18 protein-coding genes and 1 pseudogene are annotated in these 22,334 nt (G+C 70.2%); 11 read left to right on the top strand and 8 right to left on the bottom strand.

What is annotated here, in order from left to right; genetic code table 11:
* The first annotated feature begins 20 nt into the window (after positions 1-20).
* From SOM08_RS16415 to SOM08_RS16370, 10 genes and pseudogenes are all read left to right on the top strand, one after another.
* Positions 21-1,349 (top strand): cache domain-containing protein, encoded by a 1,329-nt coding sequence (locus tag SOM08_RS16415; protein ID WP_116959624.1) that lies wholly within the window; start codon positions 21-23, stop codon positions 1,347-1,349.
* 8 nt (positions 1,350-1,357) lie between these two features.
* Positions 1,358-1,993 (top strand): annotated as a pseudogene (locus SOM08_RS16410) (response regulator).
* Between the two features lie 166 nt (positions 1,994-2,159).
* Positions 2,160-4,232 carry a carbon starvation CstA family protein gene (locus SOM08_RS16405; protein ID WP_116959496.1) on the top strand — a complete coding sequence of 691 codons (2,073 nt, stop codon included), beginning with the start codon at positions 2,160-2,162 and terminating at the stop codon, positions 4,230-4,232.
* A 22-nt stretch (positions 4,233-4,254) separates the two neighbouring features.
* On the top strand, positions 4,255-4,449 hold the full coding sequence (locus SOM08_RS16400) for a YbdD/YjiX family protein (RefSeq protein ID WP_070397764.1): 195 nt from the start codon (positions 4,255-4,257) through the stop codon (positions 4,447-4,449).
* 189 nt (positions 4,450-4,638) lie between these two features.
* Positions 4,639-5,946, top strand: coding sequence for an urea ABC transporter substrate-binding protein (gene urtA / locus SOM08_RS16395; RefSeq protein ID WP_116959497.1), 1,308 nt, complete (start codon positions 4,639-4,641; stop codon positions 5,944-5,946).
* A gap of 18 nt (positions 5,947-5,964) precedes the next feature.
* Positions 5,965-7,563, top strand: coding sequence for an urea ABC transporter permease subunit UrtB (gene urtB, locus SOM08_RS16390; RefSeq protein ID WP_181936494.1), 1,599 nt, complete (start codon positions 5,965-5,967; stop codon positions 7,561-7,563).
* Positions 7,560-8,684, top strand: coding sequence for an urea ABC transporter permease subunit UrtC (gene urtC / locus SOM08_RS16385; RefSeq protein WP_416186968.1), 1,125 nt, complete (start codon positions 7,560-7,562; stop codon positions 8,682-8,684). Before urtB ends, urtC begins: the two co-directional genes overlap by 4 nt.
* Positions 8,681-9,556: an urea ABC transporter ATP-binding protein UrtD gene (urtD, locus tag SOM08_RS16380; protein WP_116959499.1), complete on the top strand. Its 876-nt coding sequence runs from the start codon at positions 8,681-8,683 to the stop codon at positions 9,554-9,556. Before urtC ends, urtD begins: the two co-directional genes overlap by 4 nt.
* A gap of 10 nt (positions 9,557-9,566) precedes the next feature.
* The gene (gene urtE, locus SOM08_RS16375; protein ID WP_116959500.1) at positions 9,567-10,271 is read left to right on the top strand and encodes an urea ABC transporter ATP-binding subunit UrtE; all 705 of its coding nucleotides are present in this window, start codon (positions 9,567-9,569) and stop codon (positions 10,269-10,271) included.
* 218 nt (positions 10,272-10,489) lie between these two features.
* Positions 10,490-10,690 carry a hypothetical protein gene (locus SOM08_RS16370; protein WP_116959501.1) on the top strand — a complete coding sequence of 67 codons (201 nt, stop codon included), beginning with the start codon at positions 10,490-10,492 and terminating at the stop codon, positions 10,688-10,690.
* Positions 10,691-10,699: 9 nt separating this feature from the next.
* Here SOM08_RS16370 and SOM08_RS16365 read toward each other — a convergent pair whose 3' ends face one another.
* The 3 genes from SOM08_RS16365 to SOM08_RS16355 are packed head-to-tail and all read right to left on the bottom strand — an operon-like array spanning position 10,700 to position 15,463.
* Positions 10,700-11,668 (bottom strand): tripartite tricarboxylate transporter substrate binding protein, encoded by a 969-nt coding sequence (locus tag SOM08_RS16365; RefSeq protein ID WP_322469328.1) that lies wholly within the window; start codon positions 11,666-11,668, stop codon positions 10,700-10,702.
* 41 nt (positions 11,669-11,709) lie between these two features.
* Complete coding sequence (locus SOM08_RS16360; RefSeq protein WP_322469327.1) at positions 11,710-13,296, bottom strand: indolepyruvate oxidoreductase subunit beta family protein; 1,587 nt, start codon at positions 13,294-13,296, stop codon at positions 11,710-11,712.
* 7 nt (positions 13,297-13,303) lie between these two features.
* Positions 13,304-15,463 carry an indolepyruvate ferredoxin oxidoreductase subunit alpha gene (locus SOM08_RS16355; RefSeq protein WP_116959504.1) on the bottom strand — a complete coding sequence of 720 codons (2,160 nt, stop codon included), beginning with the start codon at positions 15,461-15,463 and terminating at the stop codon, positions 13,304-13,306.
* Positions 15,464-15,561: 98 nt separating this feature from the next.
* Between SOM08_RS16355 and SOM08_RS16350 the strand changes: the two genes are divergently transcribed.
* The gene (locus tag SOM08_RS16350; protein WP_181936495.1) at positions 15,562-16,470 is read left to right on the top strand and encodes a LysR family transcriptional regulator; all 909 of its coding nucleotides are present in this window, start codon (positions 15,562-15,564) and stop codon (positions 16,468-16,470) included.
* Between the two features lie 29 nt (positions 16,471-16,499).
* Here the strand turns inward: SOM08_RS16350 and SOM08_RS16345 are convergent, their stop codons facing one another.
* From SOM08_RS16345 to SOM08_RS16325, 5 genes are all read right to left on the bottom strand, one after another.
* Positions 16,500-18,170, bottom strand: coding sequence for a response regulator (locus SOM08_RS16345; RefSeq protein WP_116959505.1), 1,671 nt, complete (start codon positions 18,168-18,170; stop codon positions 16,500-16,502).
* Between the two features lie 206 nt (positions 18,171-18,376).
* Positions 18,377-19,207, bottom strand: coding sequence for an urease accessory protein UreD (locus SOM08_RS16340; protein ID WP_322469326.1), 831 nt, complete (start codon positions 19,205-19,207; stop codon positions 18,377-18,379).
* A gap of 154 nt (positions 19,208-19,361) precedes the next feature.
* A complete protein-coding gene (locus SOM08_RS16335; RefSeq protein WP_116959507.1) occupies positions 19,362-20,138 on the bottom strand; it encodes an ABC transporter permease in 777 nt (258 codons plus the stop codon).
* Between the two features lie 7 nt (positions 20,139-20,145).
* Positions 20,146-20,982 (bottom strand): ABC transporter ATP-binding protein, encoded by an 837-nt coding sequence (locus tag SOM08_RS16330; RefSeq protein WP_116959508.1) that lies wholly within the window; start codon positions 20,980-20,982, stop codon positions 20,146-20,148.
* A 63-nt stretch (positions 20,983-21,045) separates the two neighbouring features.
* Positions 21,046-22,080 carry an ABC transporter substrate-binding protein gene (locus SOM08_RS16325; RefSeq protein ID WP_116959509.1) on the bottom strand — a complete coding sequence of 345 codons (1,035 nt, stop codon included), beginning with the start codon at positions 22,078-22,080 and terminating at the stop codon, positions 21,046-21,048.
* Positions 22,081-22,334: the final 254 nt, after the last annotated feature.

Genomic DNA, 22,334 nt, shown 5'->3' with positions numbered 1-22,334 from the left:
GTTCGCTGCCCGTTCCCGCCATGCGACTGCGCACCAAGATCCTCCTGCTGGCCATCCTGCCGCTGCTGGCCGCGCTCGCGCTCATCGCCCTGGCCGTGCAGCAGCAGGAGCGCGCGCTGGCGCAGCGCGAGTACGCCCTGGTCGAGCGCGCCTACATGGACGCGCGGCGCAGCGAGTTGCGCAGCTACGTGGACCTGGCCGTGAGCACGGTGCGGCCGCTCTACGACCGGCGCGGCGGCGAGGCGGAGCGTGAACAGGCGCTGCGCCTGCTGGCGTCGCTCGACTACGGCCCCGACGGCTACTTCTTCGTCTACGACCTCCAGGGCAAGGTGCTGATGCACTCGCGCCAGACCGAGCTGGTGGGCCAGAACCTCTGGGCGCTGAGAGACCCGCAGGGCCGGCCCACCATCCAGCGCCTGATCGCCCAGGCGCGCGCGGGCGGCGGCTTCGTCGACTACCTGTGGCAACAGCCCTCCAGCGGCCTGGTCAAACCCAAGCTGGGCTATGTCATCGCGCTCGAGCGCTGGGGCTGGATGATGGGCACCGGCCTGTACCTCGACGGCATCCAGGCCACGCTGTCGCAGCTGGAGCGCGAGGCCAACCGCAACATCGCCACCACGCTGCTGTGGATCGCCGGCATCGCGGCCTTTGGCATCGCCCTCATCAGCGCCAGCGGCCTGGCGCTCAACCTCAGCGAGCAGCGCGTGGCCGAGAACAAGCTGCGCCTGCTCGCGCGCCAGGTGCAGCAGTCGCAGGAGGACGAGCGCGCGCGCCTGGCGCGCGAGCTGCACGACGGCGTCAGCCAGACCCTGGTGTCGAGCAAGCTGCTGGTGGAGGCGGGCGCGGCGGATGGCGATCGCGAGTCCCTGGCGCGCGCCCTGCGCCAGCTCGAAAACAGCCTGGTGGAGGTGCGGCGCATCTCGCACCGCCTGCGCCCCGCCTTGCTCGACAACCTGGGCCTGCCCGCCGCGCTGCAGCACCTGGCGCGCGAGGTCGAAGACGCCAGCGGCCTGGCGGTGGCCGTGCGCCTGGAGGGCGCGCCGCGCGAGCTGGGCGACGAGGTCAAGACGGCGCTCTTTCGCATCGCCCAGGAGGGCCTGACCAATGTGGTCAAGCACGCGCAGGCCCGCCAGGTCGAGTTGCTGCTGGGCTTTGGCACCGGCGGCGCGCTGCGCCTGAGCCTGACCGACGACGGCCGAGGCTTCGACGAGCAGGCCGTGCAGCTCGACCCGGAACGCGGCATTGGCCTGCGCAACATGCGCGAGCGCCTGGCGGCCATCGGCGGGCGCCTGCGCATCCAGTCCGCGCCCGGCCATGGCACCCAGCTGGAGGCCGCGCTGTCCGCCTGAGCTTTCCCATGAACGCCCCCGGCAAGCCCATCCGCATCCTGCTCGTCGATGACCACCCCATGGTGCGCGAGGGCTTGCGCGCGCGCCTGTCCAGCGTGCCGCGCCTGCAGGTGGTGGGCGAGGCCGGCGACGCCGCCGAGGCGCTGCGCCAGCTCGAGCTGAACCCGCCCGACGTGGTGCTGCAGGACGTGGGCCTGAAGGATGGCAACGGCATCGACCTGGTGCAGGCCATGCTGGTGCGCCAGCCCACGCTGCGCGTGCTGATGTTCAGCATGTACGACAACCCCGAGTACGTGCAGCGCGCCCTGCAGGCGGGCGCGCGCGGCTACGTGCTCAAGGAAACGCCGGCCGAGGAGGTGCTGGCCGCCATCGACGCTGTGGTGGCGGGCGGCACCTTCCTCAGCCCCGCCGTCTCGCGCCGCCTGTTCCGCGGCCAGGCGCCGCGGCCCATGCTCACGCCGCGCGAAAGCTAGATCCTCAGCGCCCTGGGCCGGGGCGAATCGAGCAAGCACATCGCCCAGGCCATGCACCTGAGCGTGCGCACCGTCGAGGCGCACCGCCAGAGCATCAAGCGCAAGCTGGGCATCGAAGGCCAGGCCGAGCTCATCAAGTACGCGGTGGAGCACGCGCGCGAAGCGCCCTGAGCCCGCTGCCGCCGCGCTGCGGGGGGTGATTAAGGGTTTTCCCTTAAGTGGTGCCGCGCGGGATCGATCGTGGTGCAACGGATGCGCCACGGCGGTGCGCTGACCATACTGCGCGGCGCCCGGCGGCCCCGCCTTTTCTGGGGGCGGGGCTCAAGAGGAGACTGGCATGTCTGGACTGGGTCGCCACCTCGGGTGGCTTTTCGTGGCCGTGTTGGGCGCCTTCGCGCTCGCGGCCGTGGCGCTGGGGCGCGGCGAGGCCGTCAGCGCCCTGTGGGTGGTGGTCGCCGCCGTCTGCGTCTACCTCATTGCCTACCGCTACTACAGCCTGTTCCTCGCCACCAAAGTGCTGGGCCTGGACGGCCAGCGCATGACGCCGGCCTGGCGCCACAACGACGGCCTGGACTACGTGCCCACGCACAAGTACGTGCTCTACGGCCACCACTTCGCCGCCATCGCGGGCGCCGGTCCGCTGGTGGGCCCGGTGCTGGCCGCGCAGATGGGCTACCTGCCCGGGCTGCTGTGGCTGCTGGCCGGCGTGGTGTTCGCCGGCGCGGTGCAGGACTTCATCGTGCTGTTCATCTCCACGCGCCGCGACGGCCGCTCGCTGGGCGACCTGATCAAGCAGGAGATGGGCACCGTGCCCGGCCTGATCGCGCTGTTCGGTGCCTTCATGATCATGATCATCATCCTCGCGGTGCTGGCGCTGATCGTGGTCAAGGCCCTGGCCGACTCGCCCTGGGGCACCTTCACCGTGGCGGCCACCATCCCGGTGGCGCTGTTCATGGGCGTGTACCTGCGCTTCATCCGCCCTGGTCGCATCGGCGAGGTCTCGGTGATCGGCTTCGTGCTGCTCATGCTGGCCATCGTGGGCGGCCAGTGGGTGCACGAGAGCCCGGTCTGGGCGCCGCTGTTCACCTACGACGGCAAGGCGCTGACCTGGATGCTCATCGGCTACGGCTTCGTCGCCGCTTCCATCCCGGTGTGGCTGCTGCTGGCGCCGCGCGACTACCTCTCCACCTTCCTCAAGATCGGCACCATCGTCGCACTGGCCATCGGCATCGTGATCGTCGCCCCGCCGCTGCAGATGCCTGCCATGACGCAGTTCGCGGCCGGCAACGGCCCGGTGTGGTCGGGCAACCTGTTCCCCTTCCTGTTCATCACCATCGCCTGCGGCGCGGTGTCGGGCTTTCACGCGCTGATCTCCTCGGGCACCACGCCCAAGATGCTGGACAACGAGACCCACGCGCGCTTCATCGGCTACGGCGGCATGCTGGCCGAGTCCTTCGTCGCCGTCATGGCCCTGGTCGCCGCCGCCTGCATCGACCCCGGTGTCTACTTCGCCATGAACAGCCCGGCCGCGCTGGTGGGCAACACGCCCGAGCTGGTCGCGGCCAAGCTGTCCACCTGGGGCTTCGTGATCACGCCCGAGATGCTGGTGCAGACCGCCAGGGACGTGGGCGAGAACACCATCCTGGCGCGCGCCGGCGGCGCGCCCACGCTGGCCGTGGGCATGGCCCACATCCTGCACCAGGTGGTGGGCGGCAAGACCATGATGGCCTTCTGGTACCACTTCGCCATCCTGTTCGAGGCCCTGTTCATCCTCACCGCGGTCGACGCCGGCACGCGCGCGGGCCGCTTCATGCTGCAAGACCTCATGGGCAGCTTCGTGCCCGCGCTCAAGCGCACCGACTCGCTGCCCGCCAACCTGATCGCCACCGCCCTGTGCGTGGCGGCCTGGGGCTACTTCCTCTACCAGGGCGTGGTCGACCCGCTGGGCGGCATCAACACCCTGTGGCCGCTGTTCGGCATCGCCAACCAGATGCTGGCCGCCGTGGCCCTGATGCTGGGCACCGTGGTGCTCTACAAGATGAAGAAGGACCGCTACGCCTGGGTCACCATGGCGCCCGCGGCCTGGCTGCTGGTCTGCACGCTGTCGGCGGGCTGGCTCAAGATCTTCTCCAGCGACCCCAAGGTGGGCTTCCTGTCCAACGCCCAGCGCTACGCCGACGCCATCCAGCAGGGCGTGCTGCTGGCGCCGGCCAAGACGGCAGAAGCCATGTCGCGCATCGTCTTCAACAACCGCCTGGACGCGGTGCTGTGCGGCCTGTTCATGTTCGTGGTGCTGAGTGTGCTGGTCTACAGCGTCAAGAGCATCTTGCAGGCGCGCGCCGAGCGGCACGCCACCGCGAACGAGGTGCCCTTCGAAGCGCTGCCGGCCGGCGCCAATGCCGGTGCCTGAGAACGCTTCGCCCGGCAAGGGCCTGCTCGACGACATCGGGCGGGCCGGCCGCTACCTGACCCAGAGCTTTCGCCTCATGGTCGGTGTGCCCGACTACGGCAGCTACGTGGCCCACATGAAGGCCACGCACCCGGACCAGCCGCCCATGAGCTACGAGGCCTTCTTCCGCGAGCGCCAGGCCGCGCGCTACGGCTCGCGCATGGGGCGCTGCTGCTGACCGGTCGGACGGGCGCGCCCACCGGGGCGCACCCAGCCTTCGCCCGAGGCGCGTACGCCAAGCGGCGTACATACGCCATCCCCGCTTCTTCCTAGCATCCGTTTCGTCCGCTGTCAGGGCCTTCGGGCCCGCCTCAGCGGCGCGAATCCCGTCCCACGGGCCCCCAACGGATCCAGCTGGAGAAGCGCCATGTCGTCGAACACCTCCCAACCGCGTCGCCTGACGCTCAAGACCCTGGCGGCCGCCGCCACCGCCGCCTCGCTCGGCTTCACCGGCCTGAGCGCGCACGCCCAGGACACCATCAAGGTCGGTGTGCTGCACAGCCTGTCGGGCACCATGGCCATTTCGGAAACCGTGCTCAAGGACACGGTGCTCATGGCCATCGACGAGATCAACGCCAAGGGCGGCCTGCTGGGCAAGAAGCTCGAGCCCGTGGTGGTGGACCCGGCCTCCAACTGGCCCCTGTTCGCCGAAAAGACCAAGCAGCTGCTCACGCAGGACAAGGTCGCGGTGATCTTCGGCTGCTGGACCTCGGTCAGCCGCAAGTCGGTGCTGCCGGTGGTGGAAGAGAACAACGGCCTGTTGTTCTACCCCGTGCAATACGAGGGCGAGGAGCTCAGCCCCAACGTGTTCTACACCGGTGCCGCGCCCAACCAGCAGGCCATTCCGGCGGTGGAGTACCTCATGAGCAAGGACGGCGGATCGGCCAAGCGCTGGGTGCTGCTGGGCACCGACTACGTCTACCCGCGCACCACCAACAAGATCCTGCGCGCCTTCCTCAAGAGCAAGGGCGTGAGCGAGGCCGACATCATGGAGGAGTACACCCCCTTCGGCCACAGCGACTACCAGACCATCATCGCCAAGATCAAGAAGTTCGCGGCCGAGGGCAAGAAGACGGCCGTGGTCTCCACCATCAACGGCGACTCCAACGTGCCCTTCTACAAGGAACTGGGCAACGCGGGCCTCTCCGCCAAGGACGTGCCGGTGGTGGCCTTCTCCGTGGGCGAGGAAGAGCTGCGCGGCGTGGACACCAAGCCGCTGGTGGGCCATCTGGCCGCCTGGAACTACTTCATGAGCATCAAGAGCCCGGCCAACACGGCCTTCGTGAAGAAGTGGAGCGACTACGCCAAGGCCAAGAACATCGCCGGCCACAAGGACAAGCCCATCACCAACGATCCGATGGAGGCCACCTACATCGGCTTCAACATGTGGGCGCAGGCCGTGACCAAGGCCAAGAGCACCGACGTGGACAAGGTGCGCGAGGCCATGGCGGGCCAGACCTTCCCGGCACCGGGCGGCTTCGTCTCCACCATGGACAAGGAGAACCACCACCTGCACAAGCCGGTGTTCATCGGCGAGGTGCGCGCCGACGGCCAGTTCAACGTGGTGTGGAAGACCCCGGGCCCGGTGGTGGCCGACCCCTGGAGCGACTACATCCCCGAGAACAAGGGCAAGAAGAACGTGCCCAGCAAGGCCGCCAAGGTGGCGTCCAAGTAAGCCGGTGGTGGAGGCCCGATGCGCGGTGTGATCGTCCGTTGCTGTGCCGCGCTGCTGGCCTGGTGCTGCCTGGCGGGACCCGTCCAGGCGCTGAGCGCGGCCGACGCGCTCGCGGTGGCGCGGGGCGACACGGACGACCGCATCGCCGCCATCCACCGCCTCGCCGGCTCGGCCGACGATCGCGCCACGGCCCTGCTGCGCGCGCTCGCCGCCGAGTCGCTGAAGTTCAGCGACTCCCAGGTCTTCATCGTCGAGGGCGAGCGCGCCCTCGACGCCCTCAGCGGCCAGCCCGCGGCGCTGCCCGACGCGGCCGAGGACGCGATGCTCAACAACCGCCTGCGCGGCGCGCTCGACACCGCCCTGGCCGGCATCGAGCTGTTCACTGCCGGTCCCGAGCGCCAACGCGAGGCCGCGCGCAGCCTGCAGCGCAACGCCTTCAACGACCCCGACCCCGAAGGCCTGCCCCTGATCGAGAAAGCCCTGGCCACCGGGCTGGACGCGGGGGCGCGCCAGTCGCTGGAGCTCGCGCAGGCGGCCCTGCAGCTCGCCAGCGCGGACCAGGCCCAGCGCCTGGCCGCCGCCCTCAAGCTGGGCGAGGCGCGCCAGCCCATCGTGCGCCCCTTGATCGAAGAGCGCCTGAAGAACGAGGCGAGTGCCGAGGTCCAGACCGCGCTGGCGGCGTCGCTCGCGGCCATCGACCGCCGCGTCGCCCTGGCCAGCGGCCTGGGCCAGGCGTTCACCGGCATCAGCCTGGGCAGCATCCTGCTGCTCGCGGCCCTGGGCCTGGCCATCACCTACGGGCTCATGGGTGTGATCAACATGGCCCATGGCGAGCTGATCATGATCGGCGCCTACGCCACCTGGCTGGTGCAGGGCCTGTTCCGCCAGTACCTGCCGGACTGGTTCGACTTCTACCTGCTGCTGGCGCTGCCCGCGGCCTTCGCCGCCTCGGCCCTGGTGGGCGCGGTGATGGAGCGCACCGTGATCCGTTTCCTCTATGGCCGCCCGCTGGAGACCCTGCTGGCCACCTGGGGCATCTCCCTGGTGCTCATGCAGCTGGTGCGCAGCCTGTTCGGCGCGCAGAACGTGGCGGTGGAAAACCCCAGCTGGATGAGTGGCGGCATCACCGTGCTGGGCAGCCTGAGCCTGCCCTGGAACCGGCTCATCATCCTGGCCTTCGCGGCGGCGGTGCTGATCGGCGTGTCGCTGCTCATCGCACGCACCCGGCTGGGTCTGTTCGTGCGCGGCGTGACCCAGAACCGGCCCATCGCGGCCTGCATGGGCGTGAACACCGCGCGCATCGACACCTGGGCCTTCGCGCTGGGCTCGGGCATCGCGGGCCTGGCGGGCTGCGCGCTCTCGCAGATCGGCAACGTCGGCCCCGACCTCGGCCAGGCCTACATCGTCGATTCCTTCATGGTGGTGGTGCTGGGCGGCGTCGGCCAGCTGGCGGGCACCGTCTATGCGGCGCTGGGCCTGGGCCTGATCAACAAGTTCATCGAAGGCTGGGCCGGCGCGGTGCTCGCCAAGATCGCGGTGCTGGTGTTCATCATCGTGTTCATCCAGAAACGCCCGCAAGGCATCTTCGCCCTCAAGGGCAGGAGCGTGGAAGCATGAGCCGGATGCCATCGCCGACCACCGTGGTGCTGCCCGCGCGCGCGCCGCTGCTCACACGCGCGGGCTGGAGCGCCTTCCTGGCCGCGCTGCTCGCCGTGTGCGCGCTGGCGCCGGTGCTCAACCTGCTGCTGCCCGCGGGCCACCCGCTGCACCTGAGCGACTACATGGTGAGCCTGGTCGGCAAGATCATGTGCTACGCCATCTGCGCGCTGGCCATGGACCTGATCTGGGGCTACAGCGGCATCCTCTCGCTGGGCCATGGGCTGTTCTTCGCGCTGGGCGGCTACATGATGGGCATGTACCTCATGCGCCAGATCGGTCGCGACGGCCAGTACCAGAGCGAGCTGCCGGACTTCATGGTCTTCCTGGACTGGAAGGAGCTGCCCTGGCACTGGGCGCTGTCGGACATCTTCCTCGCCACGCTCGCGCTCATCGTGCTGGTGCCGGGCGGCGTGGCCTTCGTGTTCGGCTACTTCGCCTTCCGCTCGCGCATCAAGGGCGTGTACTTCTCCATCATCACGCAGGCCCTGACCTACGCCGCGCTGCTGCTGTTCTTCCGCAACGAGACCGGTTTCGGCGGCAACAACGGCTTCACCGACTTCAAGCGCATCCTGGGTGTTCCCATCGCCACGCCGTCCACGCGCATGGTGCTGTTCGTGCTCACGGGCCTCACGCTGCTGGGCTGCTTTCTGCTGGCGCGCTGGCTGGTGCGCAGCCAGTACGGCCGCGTGCTGCAGGCCATCCGCGACGCCGAGAGCCGCACCATGTTCTGCGGCTACGACCCGCTGCCCTACAAGCTGAGCGTCTGGACGCTGTCGGCCGTGATGTGCGGCATCGCCGGCGCCCTGTACGTGCCGCAGGTGGGCATCATCAACCCCAGCGAGATGACGCCGGCCAACAGCATCGAGATCGCCGTCTGGGCGGCCGTGGGCGGGCGCGGCACGCTGATCGGGCCCATCGTCGGCGCCTTCCTGGTCAACGGCGCCAAGAGCTGGCTGACCGTGACCTTCCCCGAGTTCTGGCTCTACGTGCTGGGCGGCCTGTTCATCGCGGTGACGCTGTTCCTGCCGCAGGGGGTGGTGGGCCTGGTGAAGAAGCTGCGCCGGGGAGGCTCGGCATGACGCCCGACCTGATGCAGGCCGGCGCCGAGCGCATGCAGCGGTTCGCGGGCGTCCTGCCTTCGGGCAACACCGCCTCGGGCGGCCGCGCGGCAGGCTTCGCGCGCCCCCTGGTGCCGGGCGAGGTGGACGTCACGCACGGCCGCATCCTGTACCTGGAGGACGTGCACGTCGCCTTCGACGGCTTCAAGGCCATCAACGGCTTGTCTCTGGACATCGCGCCCGGCGAGCTGCGCTGCATCATCGGCCCCAACGGCGCGGGCAAGACCACGATGATGGACATCATCACCGGCAAGACGCGGCCGGACCGGGGCACGGTGTTCTTCGGCTCCACCATCGATCTGCTGCGCCACCGCGAGGCCGAGATCGCCACGCTGGGGATCGGCCGCAAGTTCCAGAAGCCCACGGTGTTCGAGCGGCTCAGCGTCTACGAGAACCTGGAACTCGCGCTGGCGACCCACAAGCGCGTCTGGCCGTCCCTGCGCTTCCAGCCCAATGGCGAGCAGCGCGACCGCCTGGCCGAGGTGCTGACGACCATCCATCTGGTCGAACACGTGGCGCGCACCGCCGGCGAGCTGAGCCACGGCCAGAAGCAGTGGCTGGAGATCGGCATGCTGCTGATGCAAGACCCCAAGCTGCTGCTGCTCGACGAACCCGTGGCCGGCATGACCGACGAAGAGACCGAGCGCACCGCGCAGCTCTTCCTCTCGCTCAAGGGCCGGCACTCGCTGATGGTGGTGGAGCACGACATGGCCTTCGTGCGTGCCATCGCCGCCACGGTGACGGTGCTGTGCGATGGCGCCGTGCTCGCCGAAGGCACGCTCGACGAGGTGCAGGCCGACGAGCGCGTGATTGAGGTCTACCTGGGCCGCTGAAGGACTCCCCATGCTCGACGCGAGAGACATTCACCAGGCCTACGGCGGCAGCCACATCCTGCGCGGCGTGAACCTGCAGGCCCGCGCGGGCGAGGTGACGGTGGTGCTGGGCCGCAATGGCGTGGGCAAGACGACGCTGCTCAAGTGCCTGATGGGCCTGGTGCCCCTCAAGAGCGGCGAGGTGGTGTTCGACGGCCGCTCCGTGCGCGCGGCGCCGCCGTACGCGCGGGCCCGCCTGGGCATGGGCTACGTGCCGCAGGGGCGCGAGATCTTCGCGCGCCTGACGGTGCAGGAGAACCTGCAGATGGGCCTGGCCACGCGCCCCCTGGGCACGCCCGTGCCGCCGCAGCTGTTCGAGCTGTTCCCCGTGCTCAAGCAGATGCTGGGCCGCCGCGGCGGCGACCTCTCGGGCGGCCAGCAGCAGCAGCTGGCCATTGCGCGCGCCCTGGCGAGCCGGCCCAAGCTGTTGATCCTGGACGAGCCCACCGAAGGCATACAGCCCAACATCATCAAGGACATCGGCCGCGTGATCCGCCAGCTCGCCACGCGGGGCCTGGACGGCGAGCCCATGGCCATCGTGCTGGTGGAGCAGTACTACGACTTCGCCGAGGCCCTGGCCGACCGCTACCTGGTGATGGAGCGCGGCGAGGTCATCGCCAGCGGGCCGGGCAGCGAGATGGCGGAGAAGGGCGTGCGGCAGCTGGTGGCCATCTGAGGCCGCGGCGCCCGCCCAGGGTCGGGGCCTGATCCGCTGGTTCGGCCAAGTCCTGGCCAACCGCGCCGCCGACGGGGTCTCTGCGCACAGGCCTGGGGCATGGGCGCACCATGGCACGGTCCCGGTGGGCGCGGCGCGCGGCGCATTCACCCGGACGTGCCTGCAGGAACGCCGCTTGCCGCGCGCATTGCCCATCAACCGTTGTGAGGGCCCCTGCCATGACGCACAAGTACCCACCCCCCGACCAGGCGCTGGCCGAGCACCCGAAGGATTACTCGGACCCGGAGCTCAAGGAATACACCGACGAGTTCGCCCAGGACATTCTCGACGAGGTCATGCCCATCATGCCGCTGGTGCTGCCGCTGATGGCGGTATTGCAAATGTTCATGCTGGCCTTCATTGCGGTGGTGATGGCCTGAACGCCTTGCTCAGTCCGCCGTGATCTTGCGTTCCTTGATGACCGCGCCGAAGCGCTTGGAGTCGTCCATGCCGCGCTTGCCGAACTCGGCGGGCGACAGCGGCAGGGCCTCGCCGCCGAGGTTGATCATCTTCTCGCGCACGGCGGGCGTGGCCAGGATCTTGTTGATCTCGGTGTTCAGCCGCGCGATGACGGCCGGCGGCGTGCCGGCCGGCGCGTAGAAGCCGAACACCGTGTCGGCGTCGAAGCCTTTGAGGCCGGCCTCGTCCAGCGTGGGCACGTTGGGGAACAGCGGCGAGCGCTTGCTGCTGCCCACGGCCAGCAGCTTCAGGCGCCCGCTCTTGGCGTGCTGCAGGCCGATGCCCGGGTCGAAGGTGTAGTCGATCTGGTTGCCCAGCAGGTCGTTGAGCGCGGGCGCCGCGCCGCGGTAGGGCACGTGCACGGCGAACAGGCCGGCCTGGCTCTTGAACATCTCGCCGGCCAGGTGCGGCGAGCTGCCGTTGCCCGGCGAACCGTAGCTGAGCTTGCCCGGGCGTGCCTTCACGTAGGCGATGAATTCCTGGATGTTGTTCACCTCCAGCCCGTTGCGCGCCATCAGGTAGACCGCGATGCGCGCGGCCGAGGCCACGGGCATCAGGTCCTTCGCCGGATCGAAGGCCATCTTGGCGTAGAGGTGCGGGTTCACCGAGACCATGCCGCCCGAGGACAGCAGCAGGGTGTAGCCGTCGGCCGGCGACTTGGCCACGGCGTCGCCCGCCACGTTGCCGTTGGCGCCGGCGCGGTTCTCCACCACCACGGTCTGGCCCAGGGCGTCGGCCAGGGGGGTGGAGACCAGGCGCGCGATCTGGTCGGCCGCGCCGCCGGGCGCGAAACCCACGATCACCTTGACCGGCTTGTCGGGCCAGGCCTGCGCGAGCGCGGCGGGGGCGGCCAGCAGCGTGGCGGCGGCCAGGGCGGTGGCGGTGAGCAGGGATTTCATGCGGGTCTCCTGGATGTGTGTGTTGTGGAGGGGAACGGAACTCAGTGGGCCGGCTTCTTCCGGCGCGGGTTGTGGTGCCAGCGGATGGGCTGGGCCTTGAGCGGGCGCGCGGGCGCGCCGTGCTGCACCAGGGCGCGGTCGAGCGCGGTGCCGGCCTCGTCGGCCAGCGCGGCCTCGCGGGCCTGGGCCACGGCCTCGGCGGCGCCGGCCTTGGTGGCGTCGGACAGGTGGTCCACGATGTGCAGCAGGTTGTCCTTGCCGCGCTCGTTGGTGCTGCCGTAGCCCTTGATGAGCCGGCCGCACTTCGCCAGCTCCAGTCCCAGGCGCGCGTCGGCGCGCGCGCCGCGCTCCACGGCGGCCAGCCAGCGGTCCATGAGCGCCTGTTCGGTGGCGAAGCGGCTGCCCAGGGGGCGCAGGCGCTTGGTGGCGGCCAGCGCGCGCAGCGCGAGCAGGCCCAGCACGCCATGGCTGGACACCTTGAGCGGCAGCGCCCAGGGCGCCTGGCCGCGCTGCACGCGGCGCTGGTCCCAGGCCAGCACGCGGCGCGCGAGGGACTCGGGCAGCATGGCGGCGAACTCGGGCGCGCCGGGCTTGAAGTGGTCGTAGACCCGCAGCAGATCGCCGTTGCCGGCCTTGACCTCGCGGCGCACGCGCTCGGCGCGGCTGGCGCGGGCCTTGAGCTCGGCCACGCGCACGATGTCGTCGAAGGCCATCCACAGCGCGAGCCAGCGCGCGGCCTCGCGCGTGGCGGCGAAGCCCTGCGCGCCGGCCGGATCGCCCGCGCGCTCGGCGGCGAGCACGCGCTGCAGGCGCTCGAGGTAGCGCAGGCCGTAGGCGGCGTTCTGGTATTCAACCGCACGCGCGTGGCCCAGGGCCAGGATGTCGTGCAGCGCGGTGGGGAATGGCGCCAGCAGGGCGGGCGGCGTGGCGGCCGCGGGCACCGGCGCTTCGGCGTCGTCGTTCATCACCTGCTCGACCCAGCGCGCCTGTTCGCGCTGCGCGCTCACGGCGTCGAAGGCGAGGGCGAAGCCGCGCAGGCTGGCCTTGGCGTGGCCGCCGGCGCCGCCCACCACGGCCTCGTAGTCGGCGCGCGTGAAGGGCAGCAGGCCGCTGGCGGCGATGGCGCCCAGCATCACCGCGCTGACCACGGTGCCGGCCTCGCGCGTGAGCGCGGCCATGTCCAGCACGTGGTGCGCGCGGCTGTGCTCGCGCACCAGCGCCAGCAGCGGGGCCTCGTCGCGGCGGCCGTCGCCCATCACCATCTTCTCGGCGGTGGTGAAGGCGCGCGAGGACGAGGTGATGACCAGCGTGTGCTCGCCCGACGCCAGGCCGTTGCCGATCTGGCGGCCGGTCTCCAGCAGCTCGGAGGAGACCAGCGCGTCGAGCCGGCCCGGCAGCGGGTTCAGGCCGAACACCGGGCGGCGGCCGCGCAGCTCGGCCAGCGGCGTGGGAAAGACCTCGAGGTAGTAGGTGGTGGCGCCGGTGCGCTGGGCCACGCCGGGGATGCTGGTGGCCTGGGCCGCGTAGCCGGCGTGGCGCGCGGTGTCCACCAGCCAGTCGGTCAGCGTGCCGCCGCCTTCGCCGCCGAGGGCGCAGAGCAGGAGGGAAATGGGTTGGGCGGAAGACATGTCGGTATCAGGCGGCTTGCAACAGGCGGACGAAGGGCGCGCGAACGGCATCGAGCAGGCGCTCGTGCCACTTCGGGTTCTGCACCACCTCGGCGCGGTAGAAGGAAGGGCACAGCGTGGCCGCGTGCGCGTTGGCGCCGCACAGGCCGCAGCCCACGCAGCCGTCGATGACGGTGGCCACGGGGTCGACCTTCAGCGGATCGGGGTTGTCCTTGAGCGTGAGCGTGGGGCAGCCCGACAGGCGGATGCAGGCGTGGTCGCCGTTGCAGACGTCCTCGTCCACGCCGTACTTCACGCGCACCACGCGCTGGCCCTTCTTCAGCAGCCCGGCGATCCAGGGCTTGATGCGGCGCTGGCGTTCCAGCTGGCATTCGCCCTCGGCCACGATGACCTTGAGGCCCTGGAACTCGGTGGTGAAGGCCTCGGTGAGCGTGGCGCGCACGGTGTCCACCTCGTAGGTGTGCACGGTGCGCATCCATTGCACGCCCAGGCCCTTGAGCGTGCTCTCGATGGTCTGGTTCACGTGGGCCAGGCTCTGCGCCTTGTTGGGCGCGGCGGCCTTGGCCTCGTCGTCGGGCGTGGAGATGATGTCCTGCGTGCCGGTGGCCGAGGTGTAGCCGTTCTTGAAGATCAGCAGCACCGCGTCGTCGCCGTTGAAGAGAGCGCTTTGCACGCCGGTGAGCAGGCCGTTGTGCCAGAAGCCGCCGTCGCCCATCACCGACAGCACGCGCCGGCGCATCAGCGGCGAGACGCCCGCGCGGCTGGCCAGGCTCATGCCGTAGCCCAGGATGGAGTGGCCAAAGGAGAAGGGCTCGAAGGTGGCGAGCGCGTGGCAGCCGATGTCGCCCGCGATGTGCACCGGGCCCACGTCCTGCTGGGCCAGCTTGAGCGCCGAGAACACCGGCCGCTCGGGGCAGCCGATGCACATGCCCGGCGGGCGCGCGGGCAGGGCGCCGCCCACGGCCTTGGCCACGTCGGCGCGGCGCTGCGCGTTGCCTTGCAGCCAGGCGCGCGCCGAGCCCAGCGCGGCGGCATCGCTGGCCAGGTACTTCTCGACGAAGCCGGCCAGGCCTTGCGACATCACCTCGGCCGTGTATTCGCCGGCGCTGGGCAGCAGGTCCTTGCCGTGCAGCGGCGTGGCAATGCCGGCGCGGCGCAGCAGCGTGGCCAGCTCCTGCTCGATGTACTCGGGCTGGCCTTCCTCGATCATGAGCACGGCGCGCTTGTCTTCGCAGAAGCGCTCCAGCTGATCGGGCACCAGCGGGCTGGTGACGTTGAGCACCAGCATGGGGATCTTCGACTCGCCGAAGGCGTCGGCCAGGCCGAACTGCTGCAGCGAGCGGATGAGGGTGTTGTAGAGCCCGCCCTGCACGATGAGGCCGAGGTCTTTGTGTTCGCCCTCGAACAGCTCGTTCAGGCCGTTCTCGGCGATGTAGCGGCGCGCGGCGGGGATGCGCTGCTCGCCCTTGAGCTTCTCGTGGCGGAAGGTCACGGGCGGGTGGGCCAGGCGCATGTAGTCGAAGCCCGCCGGCTCCTGGATCAGCTGGCGCGTGGAGATGGCGGGCGCGAGGTTGTCCTTGGTCTCGAAGCTGCCGCGCACGTGGCAGGCGCGGATGCGCAGCTCCATGATGGCCGGCATGTTCGAGGCCTCCGACAGGCGAAAGCCGTGCTCGACCATGTGCACCATGCGCGCGAGGTCGGGCCGCGGGTCGAGCAGCAGCATGCCGCTCTTGAGCGCGTAGGCGTGGGTGCGCTCCTGGATCACGCTGGCGCCCTCGCCGTAGTCTTCGCCGACGACGATCAGCACGCCGCCGGTGACGCCGGGCGAGGCCAGGTTGGACAGCGCGTCGGCCGCCACGTTGGTGCCGACGATGGACTTCCAGGTGACCGCGCCGCGCACCGGGTAGTGGATGGACGCGCCCAGCATGGCCGCGGCCGATGCCTCGTTGGAGCAGGCCTCCACGTGCACGCCCAGGGTGTCGAGGTAGGGCTTGGCCTGCACCATGACGTCGAGCAGGTGCGAGACCGGTGCGCCCTGGTAGCCGCCCACGTAGGACACGCCGGACTGCAGCAGCCCTTTGGTGATGGCGAGGATGCCCTCACCGTGAAATGTCTGGCCCGCGCCGAGCTGGAGGGATTGGATTTCCTCGCCAAATGAAACTTCCAAGGCCTGTGTCTCCGTGGGTTTGTCGTGTCGAACACGCGAGTATGGGCGCTCGATCGGCATCGATCCATACAATGAGCCGACTAACTGACATTAGATTCATGCATGTCAAAGACCTCGACCTGAACCTGCTTCGGCTGTTTGCCGAGGTGTACCGCGCGGGCAGCGTGAGCCGGGCGGCCGAGCGCCTGGGGCTGACGCAGCCGGCGGTGAGCCACGGCCTCACGCGGCTGCGCCTGCTGGTGAAGGACCCGCTGTTCACGCGCGCGCCCGGCGGGGTGCGGCCCACGCCGCGCGCCGTGGCCTTGGCCGAAGCGGTGCAGGACGCGCTGGACGCTTTGGAAGGCGCGCTCGGGCGCACCCGCGTGTTTGACCCCGCCACCTCGCGCCACCTGTTCCGTGTGCACATGAGCGACATCGGCGAGGGGCGCTTCCTGCCCGAGCTGATGGCCTGGCTGCACGCGCAGGCGCCCGGCGTGCGCGTGGCCACGCGGCCGGTGCCGCACGCGGCGCTGGCCGAGTCGCTGGACGCGGGCGCGATCGATTTCGCCTTCGGCTTCCTGCCGCAGGTTCGGGAGACGCGCCGCGTGGAGCTGCTGCACGACCGCTACGTGGTGCTGATGCGCGCCGGCCACCCCATGGAGGCCTCGCTGCGCAAGCTGCGTGGTGTGGCGCAGCTGCGCGCGCTGCAGCAGCTGGACTTCGTGGCCGTGCGCGCGCACGCCGACACGCTGCGCATCCTGCAGCGCACGGGGCTGCAGGAGCGCCTGCGCCTGACCACGGAGCACTTCATGGTGCTGCCCTCCATCGTGCAGGCCACCAACCTGTGCGGCGTGATGCCGCGCAACATCGCGCGCGGCTTCGTTCAGGCCGGCGGCTGCGCGGTGCTGGAGCCGCCCTTCGAGGGCGCCGACTTCACGGTCTCGCTGCACTGGAGCCACCGCTTCGAGGCCGACCCGGCCCACCGGTGGTTCCGCGAGGTCGCGGTCAAGCTGTTCGCCGAGTTCTGAGGGCCAGGCCCTCGCCTGGCCCCGCCGCCTCAGGCCGGCCGCGCGTCGAGCAGCCCGGCGCGCTCGGGTTCCCGGTAGCCCGTCGACAGCGCCACGCCACCCGGCGTCACGCCGGCGTGGTCGCCCAGGCGCAGCGGGCGGGCGCGGTAGCTCTGGCGCATGGCGTCCACGCGCTGCTGCAGGGCTTCTCGCGTGGCGATGCGGTCGGCGTGCCGCTGCAGCACCTGGTGGGCCGATTCGATGAGTTTGGCGTTGCGCGTGCGCTCGGCGTCGGCCAGCAGCTGTTCCACCGTGCCGGCGGGGTCGCCCTTGAGGCTCATGCGCATGGCGTGTTCGGACAGGTGCAGCACGCGCGCGTGCCCCTGCCGCAGGGTCTCGGCCCAGGCCTCATGGCCCTTGGCCGCGCAGGCCAGCAGCTCGCTCATGGCGCGGCTGGTGCCAAAGCGCAGGGAGATGGCACCGATGGCGGTGTCGGCCCCGGCGGGCGCCGTGCCGCGCTGGGCCAGGCGAACCATCAGCGTGATCAGGTTGCAGGCGCTCTCGGTGTCGAAGCCGGGCGCGAGCACCTCGCCCATGAGGCGGACCGTGGTGTCCAGCGCGGCCGCGCCCAGCTTGTTGTGCAGGTTGTTGATGGCGGCGGCCACCTCGTGCAGGCGGCGCGGGCGTTCGGGCTCGAAGCTGCGCTCGGCGGTGCGCGCCAGTTGGTCCACGCAGCGCTGCAGGCCGCGCGTGTCGTTGTTGTCGAAGCGCGCCAGCGCCAGCAGCACCAGCGCCTGGGGGTCGAAGAGCTTGGAGTCCACGCCCAGGCGCGCCGCGCGGTCCAGCAGGGCCACGCCTTCGCCGCGGTCGCCGCCATAAAAGGCCAGCATGCCGTGCTTGAGCAGCCGGCTCACCGAATGCGGCGTGAGCCGCGTGGCCATGGCATAGGTGCCCAGCGCGTGGTCGAACTGGCCCAGCTCGAACTGGGCGCGGCCCATGACGTCGTAAGCGTCGGCATAGGCGTCGTCGTCCACCAGCAGGCTTTCGATGGTGCTGACGGCCTTGGCAGGCACGCCCGATTCGAGCTGCGCGCGCGCCACGCCCAGGCGGGCCCAGGGCAGCGTCTTGGCCTCGATCACGGCCTCGTACAGGCGCTGCGCCTCGCCGATGTGGCCGGCGCGCAGCAGCAGCTCGGCGCCGATGCGCGCGGCATACAGCCAGTAGGCTTGTCGGGCTTCGAAGCGCGCCAGGCACAGCGCGGTGGCGTGGTCGAAGTCCTGCGCGTCGATGGCCGTGAAGATGGCGTGCAGCACCTGCTTGCGCTGGCGCGCGAGCTGGATGCGCTCGCCCAGGCTGGCGGCGGTGTGCGGCTTGAGCAGGTAGGCGTCAAGCGCCGACTCGGCCGCTTCGGCCACCCTGCTGTAGGTGGCTTCGGCGGTGAGCATCACGAACACCGTGTGGAAGGGCAGGATCTGGTGGCGGCGCAGGTCGTCCAGCAGCTCCTGCCCGGAGTAGCTTTCCTTGTCGAAGCGCTGTTCGCAGACCACCACGTCGTAGCGTTGCGCCTCCAGGCGGCGGCGCGCGTCGTGCACGCGCGCGCACTGCGCCACGTTGCCCACGCCCAGGTCCCGCAGCTGCGAAACGATGATCGCGCGCGATTGGGCGTTGCCCTCGATGACAAGGGCCGATGCGGTGTGCAGTGGGTTGGTGGTGACGTGCATGAAACGGCCCGGCCCGCAGGGGGCCGTGTGGGGATTTTGCGGGCTGGGGGCCGGGGCCGGTGCCGAAAAAAGCGCGGTGCGGGCGGCGCAGATGCCTCGATCGGTGCCGAGCGTCGCGGCAGAGGGCGCGGCGTGCGGGTGGGCGCCGGCTGCACCTGCCTGTCCAGGGCGTCCGATCTTGCGGCCGGGTCCCGGTGGGGCCGGTGTCAGACCCGCCAGATGCGGGGGGCCGTGCCGCCCAGCGACCAGGCCTGTTCGCGCAGCGCCGCCCAGGCGCGCTGCAAGGCCGCCATGAGCGGTTCGACCTGGGGCCCGAGCGCCCGTACCAGGAGCAGGCGCGGGTCGGGGCAGGTGGCGCCCGTCCGCACCTCGGGAGCCGCGCCAGCCAGGGCCAGGCGCACGCTGTCGAGCAGGGCCTCTCGCCGTGCGCTGGGCCAAGGCTCGCCGCTCGCCAGCCACAACGTGCCCAGGGCGCGTTGTCCGGCCAGGCCCAGGGGGCTGTCGAGCAGGCGGGTGTCGCTCGCGTCGATGCGCGCGCGCTCCAGCCACACGCCGGGCCACTGCAGCTCCTGCAGCAGGCGGCCCTGGTTGAAGGCCTGACCGGCGGCGGGCAAGCCCAGGGCACAGACGTCCCAGCCCAGGCACTCGCCGCCCGGGGCGATCTCCAGGGTGAGCGCGTTGCGCGCCTGGCATTGGGGGTAGGCGATGGCTTCCAGCGGCAGCCATTCGAGGCGCGCGCCCTCGTCCACGCGCAGTTGCACGCGCTGCGCGGCCTCAGCCCCATCGCTGCGGTAGAAGCGCGTGGCGCCGGGCGTGCTGATGAGCCCGTGGGCCCCGGCCTCGGCGTGCGCGGTGATGTCCAGCGTGTCGCCGCCGACCAGGCCGCCCGGCGGGTGCACGATCACGTTGTGGCAGACACCCTCGCCCTCGGGGTAGAGGCTTTTGAGGATGCGCAGCGGCCCGTCGTGCCGGTGCCGCAGCGTGGTGCGCGGACCGTCGCGGCGGTAGCTCAGGTCGAGGGTGGCGTGCCAGGGCATGCGGCGAGTGTAGGGGCGGGTACCGCTCCACGAGCGCTTTCAGGCAAGCGGCTTTCCGCTCCAGCGACGCCCCGCGCAGCGCGCTCTCCAGAGCGGCCCGCCGGGCCGCCGGTGCCCACGCGGCTCCTGGCGGTCAAGCTTGCCCGGTCGATCTTCAGCCGCCCTGCGAGCCCCGGTGCGCCCAGGCCGTGGTGTGCTTCTCGACGAAGCTGAACAGCTCGTACATGGCCATGGCCATCACGCCCACCACCAGCAGGCCGCTGAAGGCCAGCCCCATCTGCATGGATGAGCCGGCGGAGATCAGCAGGTAGCCGATGCCTTCGTTCGAGGCGGTCATCTCCGACACCGTGGTGCCCACGAAGGCCAGGGTGATGGCGACCTTGAGCGAGCCGAAGAAGTAGGGCATGGAGCGTGGCAGGCCGACCTTGGTGAGCACGTCCCAGCGCTTGGCGCCCAGCACGCGCAGCACGTCCTCCAGCTCGGGCTCCAGCGTGGCCAGGCCGGTGGCGATGTTGACCATGATGGGGAAGAAGCTGATGAGGAAGGCCGTGAGGATGGCCGGGCCCACGCCGATGCCGAACCACACCACCAGGATGGGCACGAAAGCCGCCTTGGGCAGGGCGTTGAAGGCGGTCATCAGCGGATAGACCGCCGCGTAGGCCAGGCGCGAGCTGCCGATGAGAAAGCCCAGCAGTACGCCCACCACGATGGCGAGGCCGAAGCCGGCCATGGTGACCCAGAAGGTGCGCCAGGCGTGGCCCATGATGGTGGCCTTGTGCTCCAGCGTCTGTTCCCAGATGCGCGAGGGGCTGGGGAAGATGAACTCGGACACGCCGAAGCCGACCGTGATGAGTTCCCAGACCACGACGATCGCGATCAGCAGCAGCAGCGGCGAGAGGCGTTCGAGGTTCTTTCGTTGTTGGCTGGTCATGGCGCGCTCATTGGTTGATGACGGCGCCGGCCTTGCGCATGGCGCCGATGTGGCCGCGCAGTTCGTGCACGACGTCGGTGAAGTCCTTGGTGTAGGTGACTTCGAGCTCGCGCGTGCGCGGAATCTGAATCTCGCGCTTGACGACGAATCGGCCCGGGCTCTTGCTCATGCAATACACCGTGTCGGCGAGAAAGACCGATTCGCGCAGGTCGTGCGTGACCAGGATGACGTTGAAGCGCTGCGCTTCCCACAGGTCGCGCAGGGTGCACCACAGTTCCTCGCGGGTGAAGGCGTCGAGCGCGCCAAAGGGCTCGTCGAGCAGCAGCATCTTGGGTTCGTGGATGAGCGCGCGGCAGATGCTGGCGCGCTGCTGCATGCCGCCCGACAGCTCCCAGGGAAACTTCTGGCCCATGCCGCCCAAGCCCACGCTCTCCAGCAGCTTGAGCGCGCGCTCCTCGAACTCCTTGCGGCGGTCCTTGAACTGGTGGCGGTAGGGCTCGACGATTTCCAGCGGCAGCAGCACGTTGTCGAGCGTGGTGCGCCAGGGCAGCAGCGAAGGCGCCTGGAAGGCCATGCCCGAGATCTTCAGCGGGCCGGTCACGGGCTGGCCATCGATGCGGATGCTGCCCATGCTGGGCATCTTCAGGCCCGTGGTGAGCTTCATGAAGGTGGACTTGCCGCAACCCGAGGGACCGACGATGGCGATGAACTCGCCGCGCTTGACCTTCAGGTTGATGTCCTCGACGGCGAAGACCTTGCGGGCCAGCAGGTCCTCGTTGTAGGCGAGCCAGACCTGGTCGAAGTCGACGAAGGCGGCGTCGTGGGGCGGGGCGTTGGTCGACATGGGCTTCTTTCGTGAGAAGGGCCAGCCACCCGTTGGGGAGGCTGGCCCCGGTCCGCGCGGGCCTTACTTCTTGGCGGGCGGCAGGATGTCGAGTTCGGCCTTGCTGGGCAGCATGGAGCCGTTCCAGACCTTGGACGGGTCGACGCGGGTCTTGGTGGCGTAGGCGTCCGACACCTCGGAGGCCATCAGGGCCAGGCGGCCCGGCACGACCTGGCCGAAGCCTTCGCGGCGGGCGTCGGGGCTGGCCACCACGGCGTCGATGGCGAGCTGCAGGCGGCGCGTTTCCAGCGGCACGTTGATGATGCCGTCGCGCGCCTTCACGGTCTCGATGGTGGCGGCCGGGTTGGCCATCACTTCCTTGGCGCCCTTAGCGAAGGCCGAGAGGAAGGCCTTCACCGCGCCGGGGTTCTCGGCGATCAGCTTGGGCGTGGCGACGATCACGTTGCCGTAGAGCTTCACGCCGTGCTCGGCGAAGGGCAGGATCACCACGTCTTCCGTCTTGACGCCGCGCGCTTCCAGGTTGAGCAGCGAGGTGAACGAGAAGCCGGTGATGGCCTCGATGTCGCCGCGCACCAGCATGGTCTCGCGCAGTGGCGGGTCCATGGAGGTCCAGCTCACGCTGTTGATGTGGTTGGCCTTCTGGAAGATGGGGAAGCCCTTGCGGCCGGCGTCGAACACAGGCGCGCCGAGCTTGCGGCCTTCCAGGTCCTTGGGTTGGGTGATGCCGCTTTTCTTGAGCGCGAGCACCGCGGCCGGCGTGTTGTTGTAGACCATCATCACCGCGACCGGCTTGTTGGGCGCGTCGGGGTTGTTGGCATGGAACTCCATCAGGGCGGCCATGTCGGCGAAGCCCATGTCGTAGGTGCCCGAGGCCACGCGGGTGACGGCGCCGCTGGAGCCGTTGCCGGAATCGATGGTCACGTCCAGCCCGGCCTGCTTGTAGTAGCCCTTGGCGGCGGACTGCAGGAACAGGGCGGCGGGGCCTTCGAAGCGCCAGTCGAGCTGGAACTTGATGGGGGTTTGCGCGTGCGCGGCGCCCGCGAAGCTGGCGGCCAGCGCCAGGGCGGTGGTGGTCTGGAGGAAGCGGCGTTTGTTCATGGTTTCTCCAAGGCTGGCGAGTCGTCGTTGTGGATAGGCGCCGCTGGCGGAGGCCGGCGGGCCATGCGGAACGGATAGCAACATCGGTGCCAGTGCGCGGTCGCTGGCGGCGGGGTGGCCGTGGCCCCTTTTGCACACGAAATCTGTATACACATTCTCCGTGCGGGGTCGGATCGGGGTTATCCAGACATACCCTGAAATGGCACGCCCCACGGCGGTGTGGGCACCGCCGTGGGGCGCATTGTTACCCCGAT

It is taken from the genome of Hydrogenophaga sp. SNF1, from assembly GCF_034421675.1.
Taxonomy (GTDB): Bacteria; Pseudomonadota; Gammaproteobacteria; order Burkholderiales; family Burkholderiaceae_C; genus Hydrogenophaga; species Hydrogenophaga borbori.
This window is presented reverse-complemented; position numbering and strand designations above follow the sequence as displayed.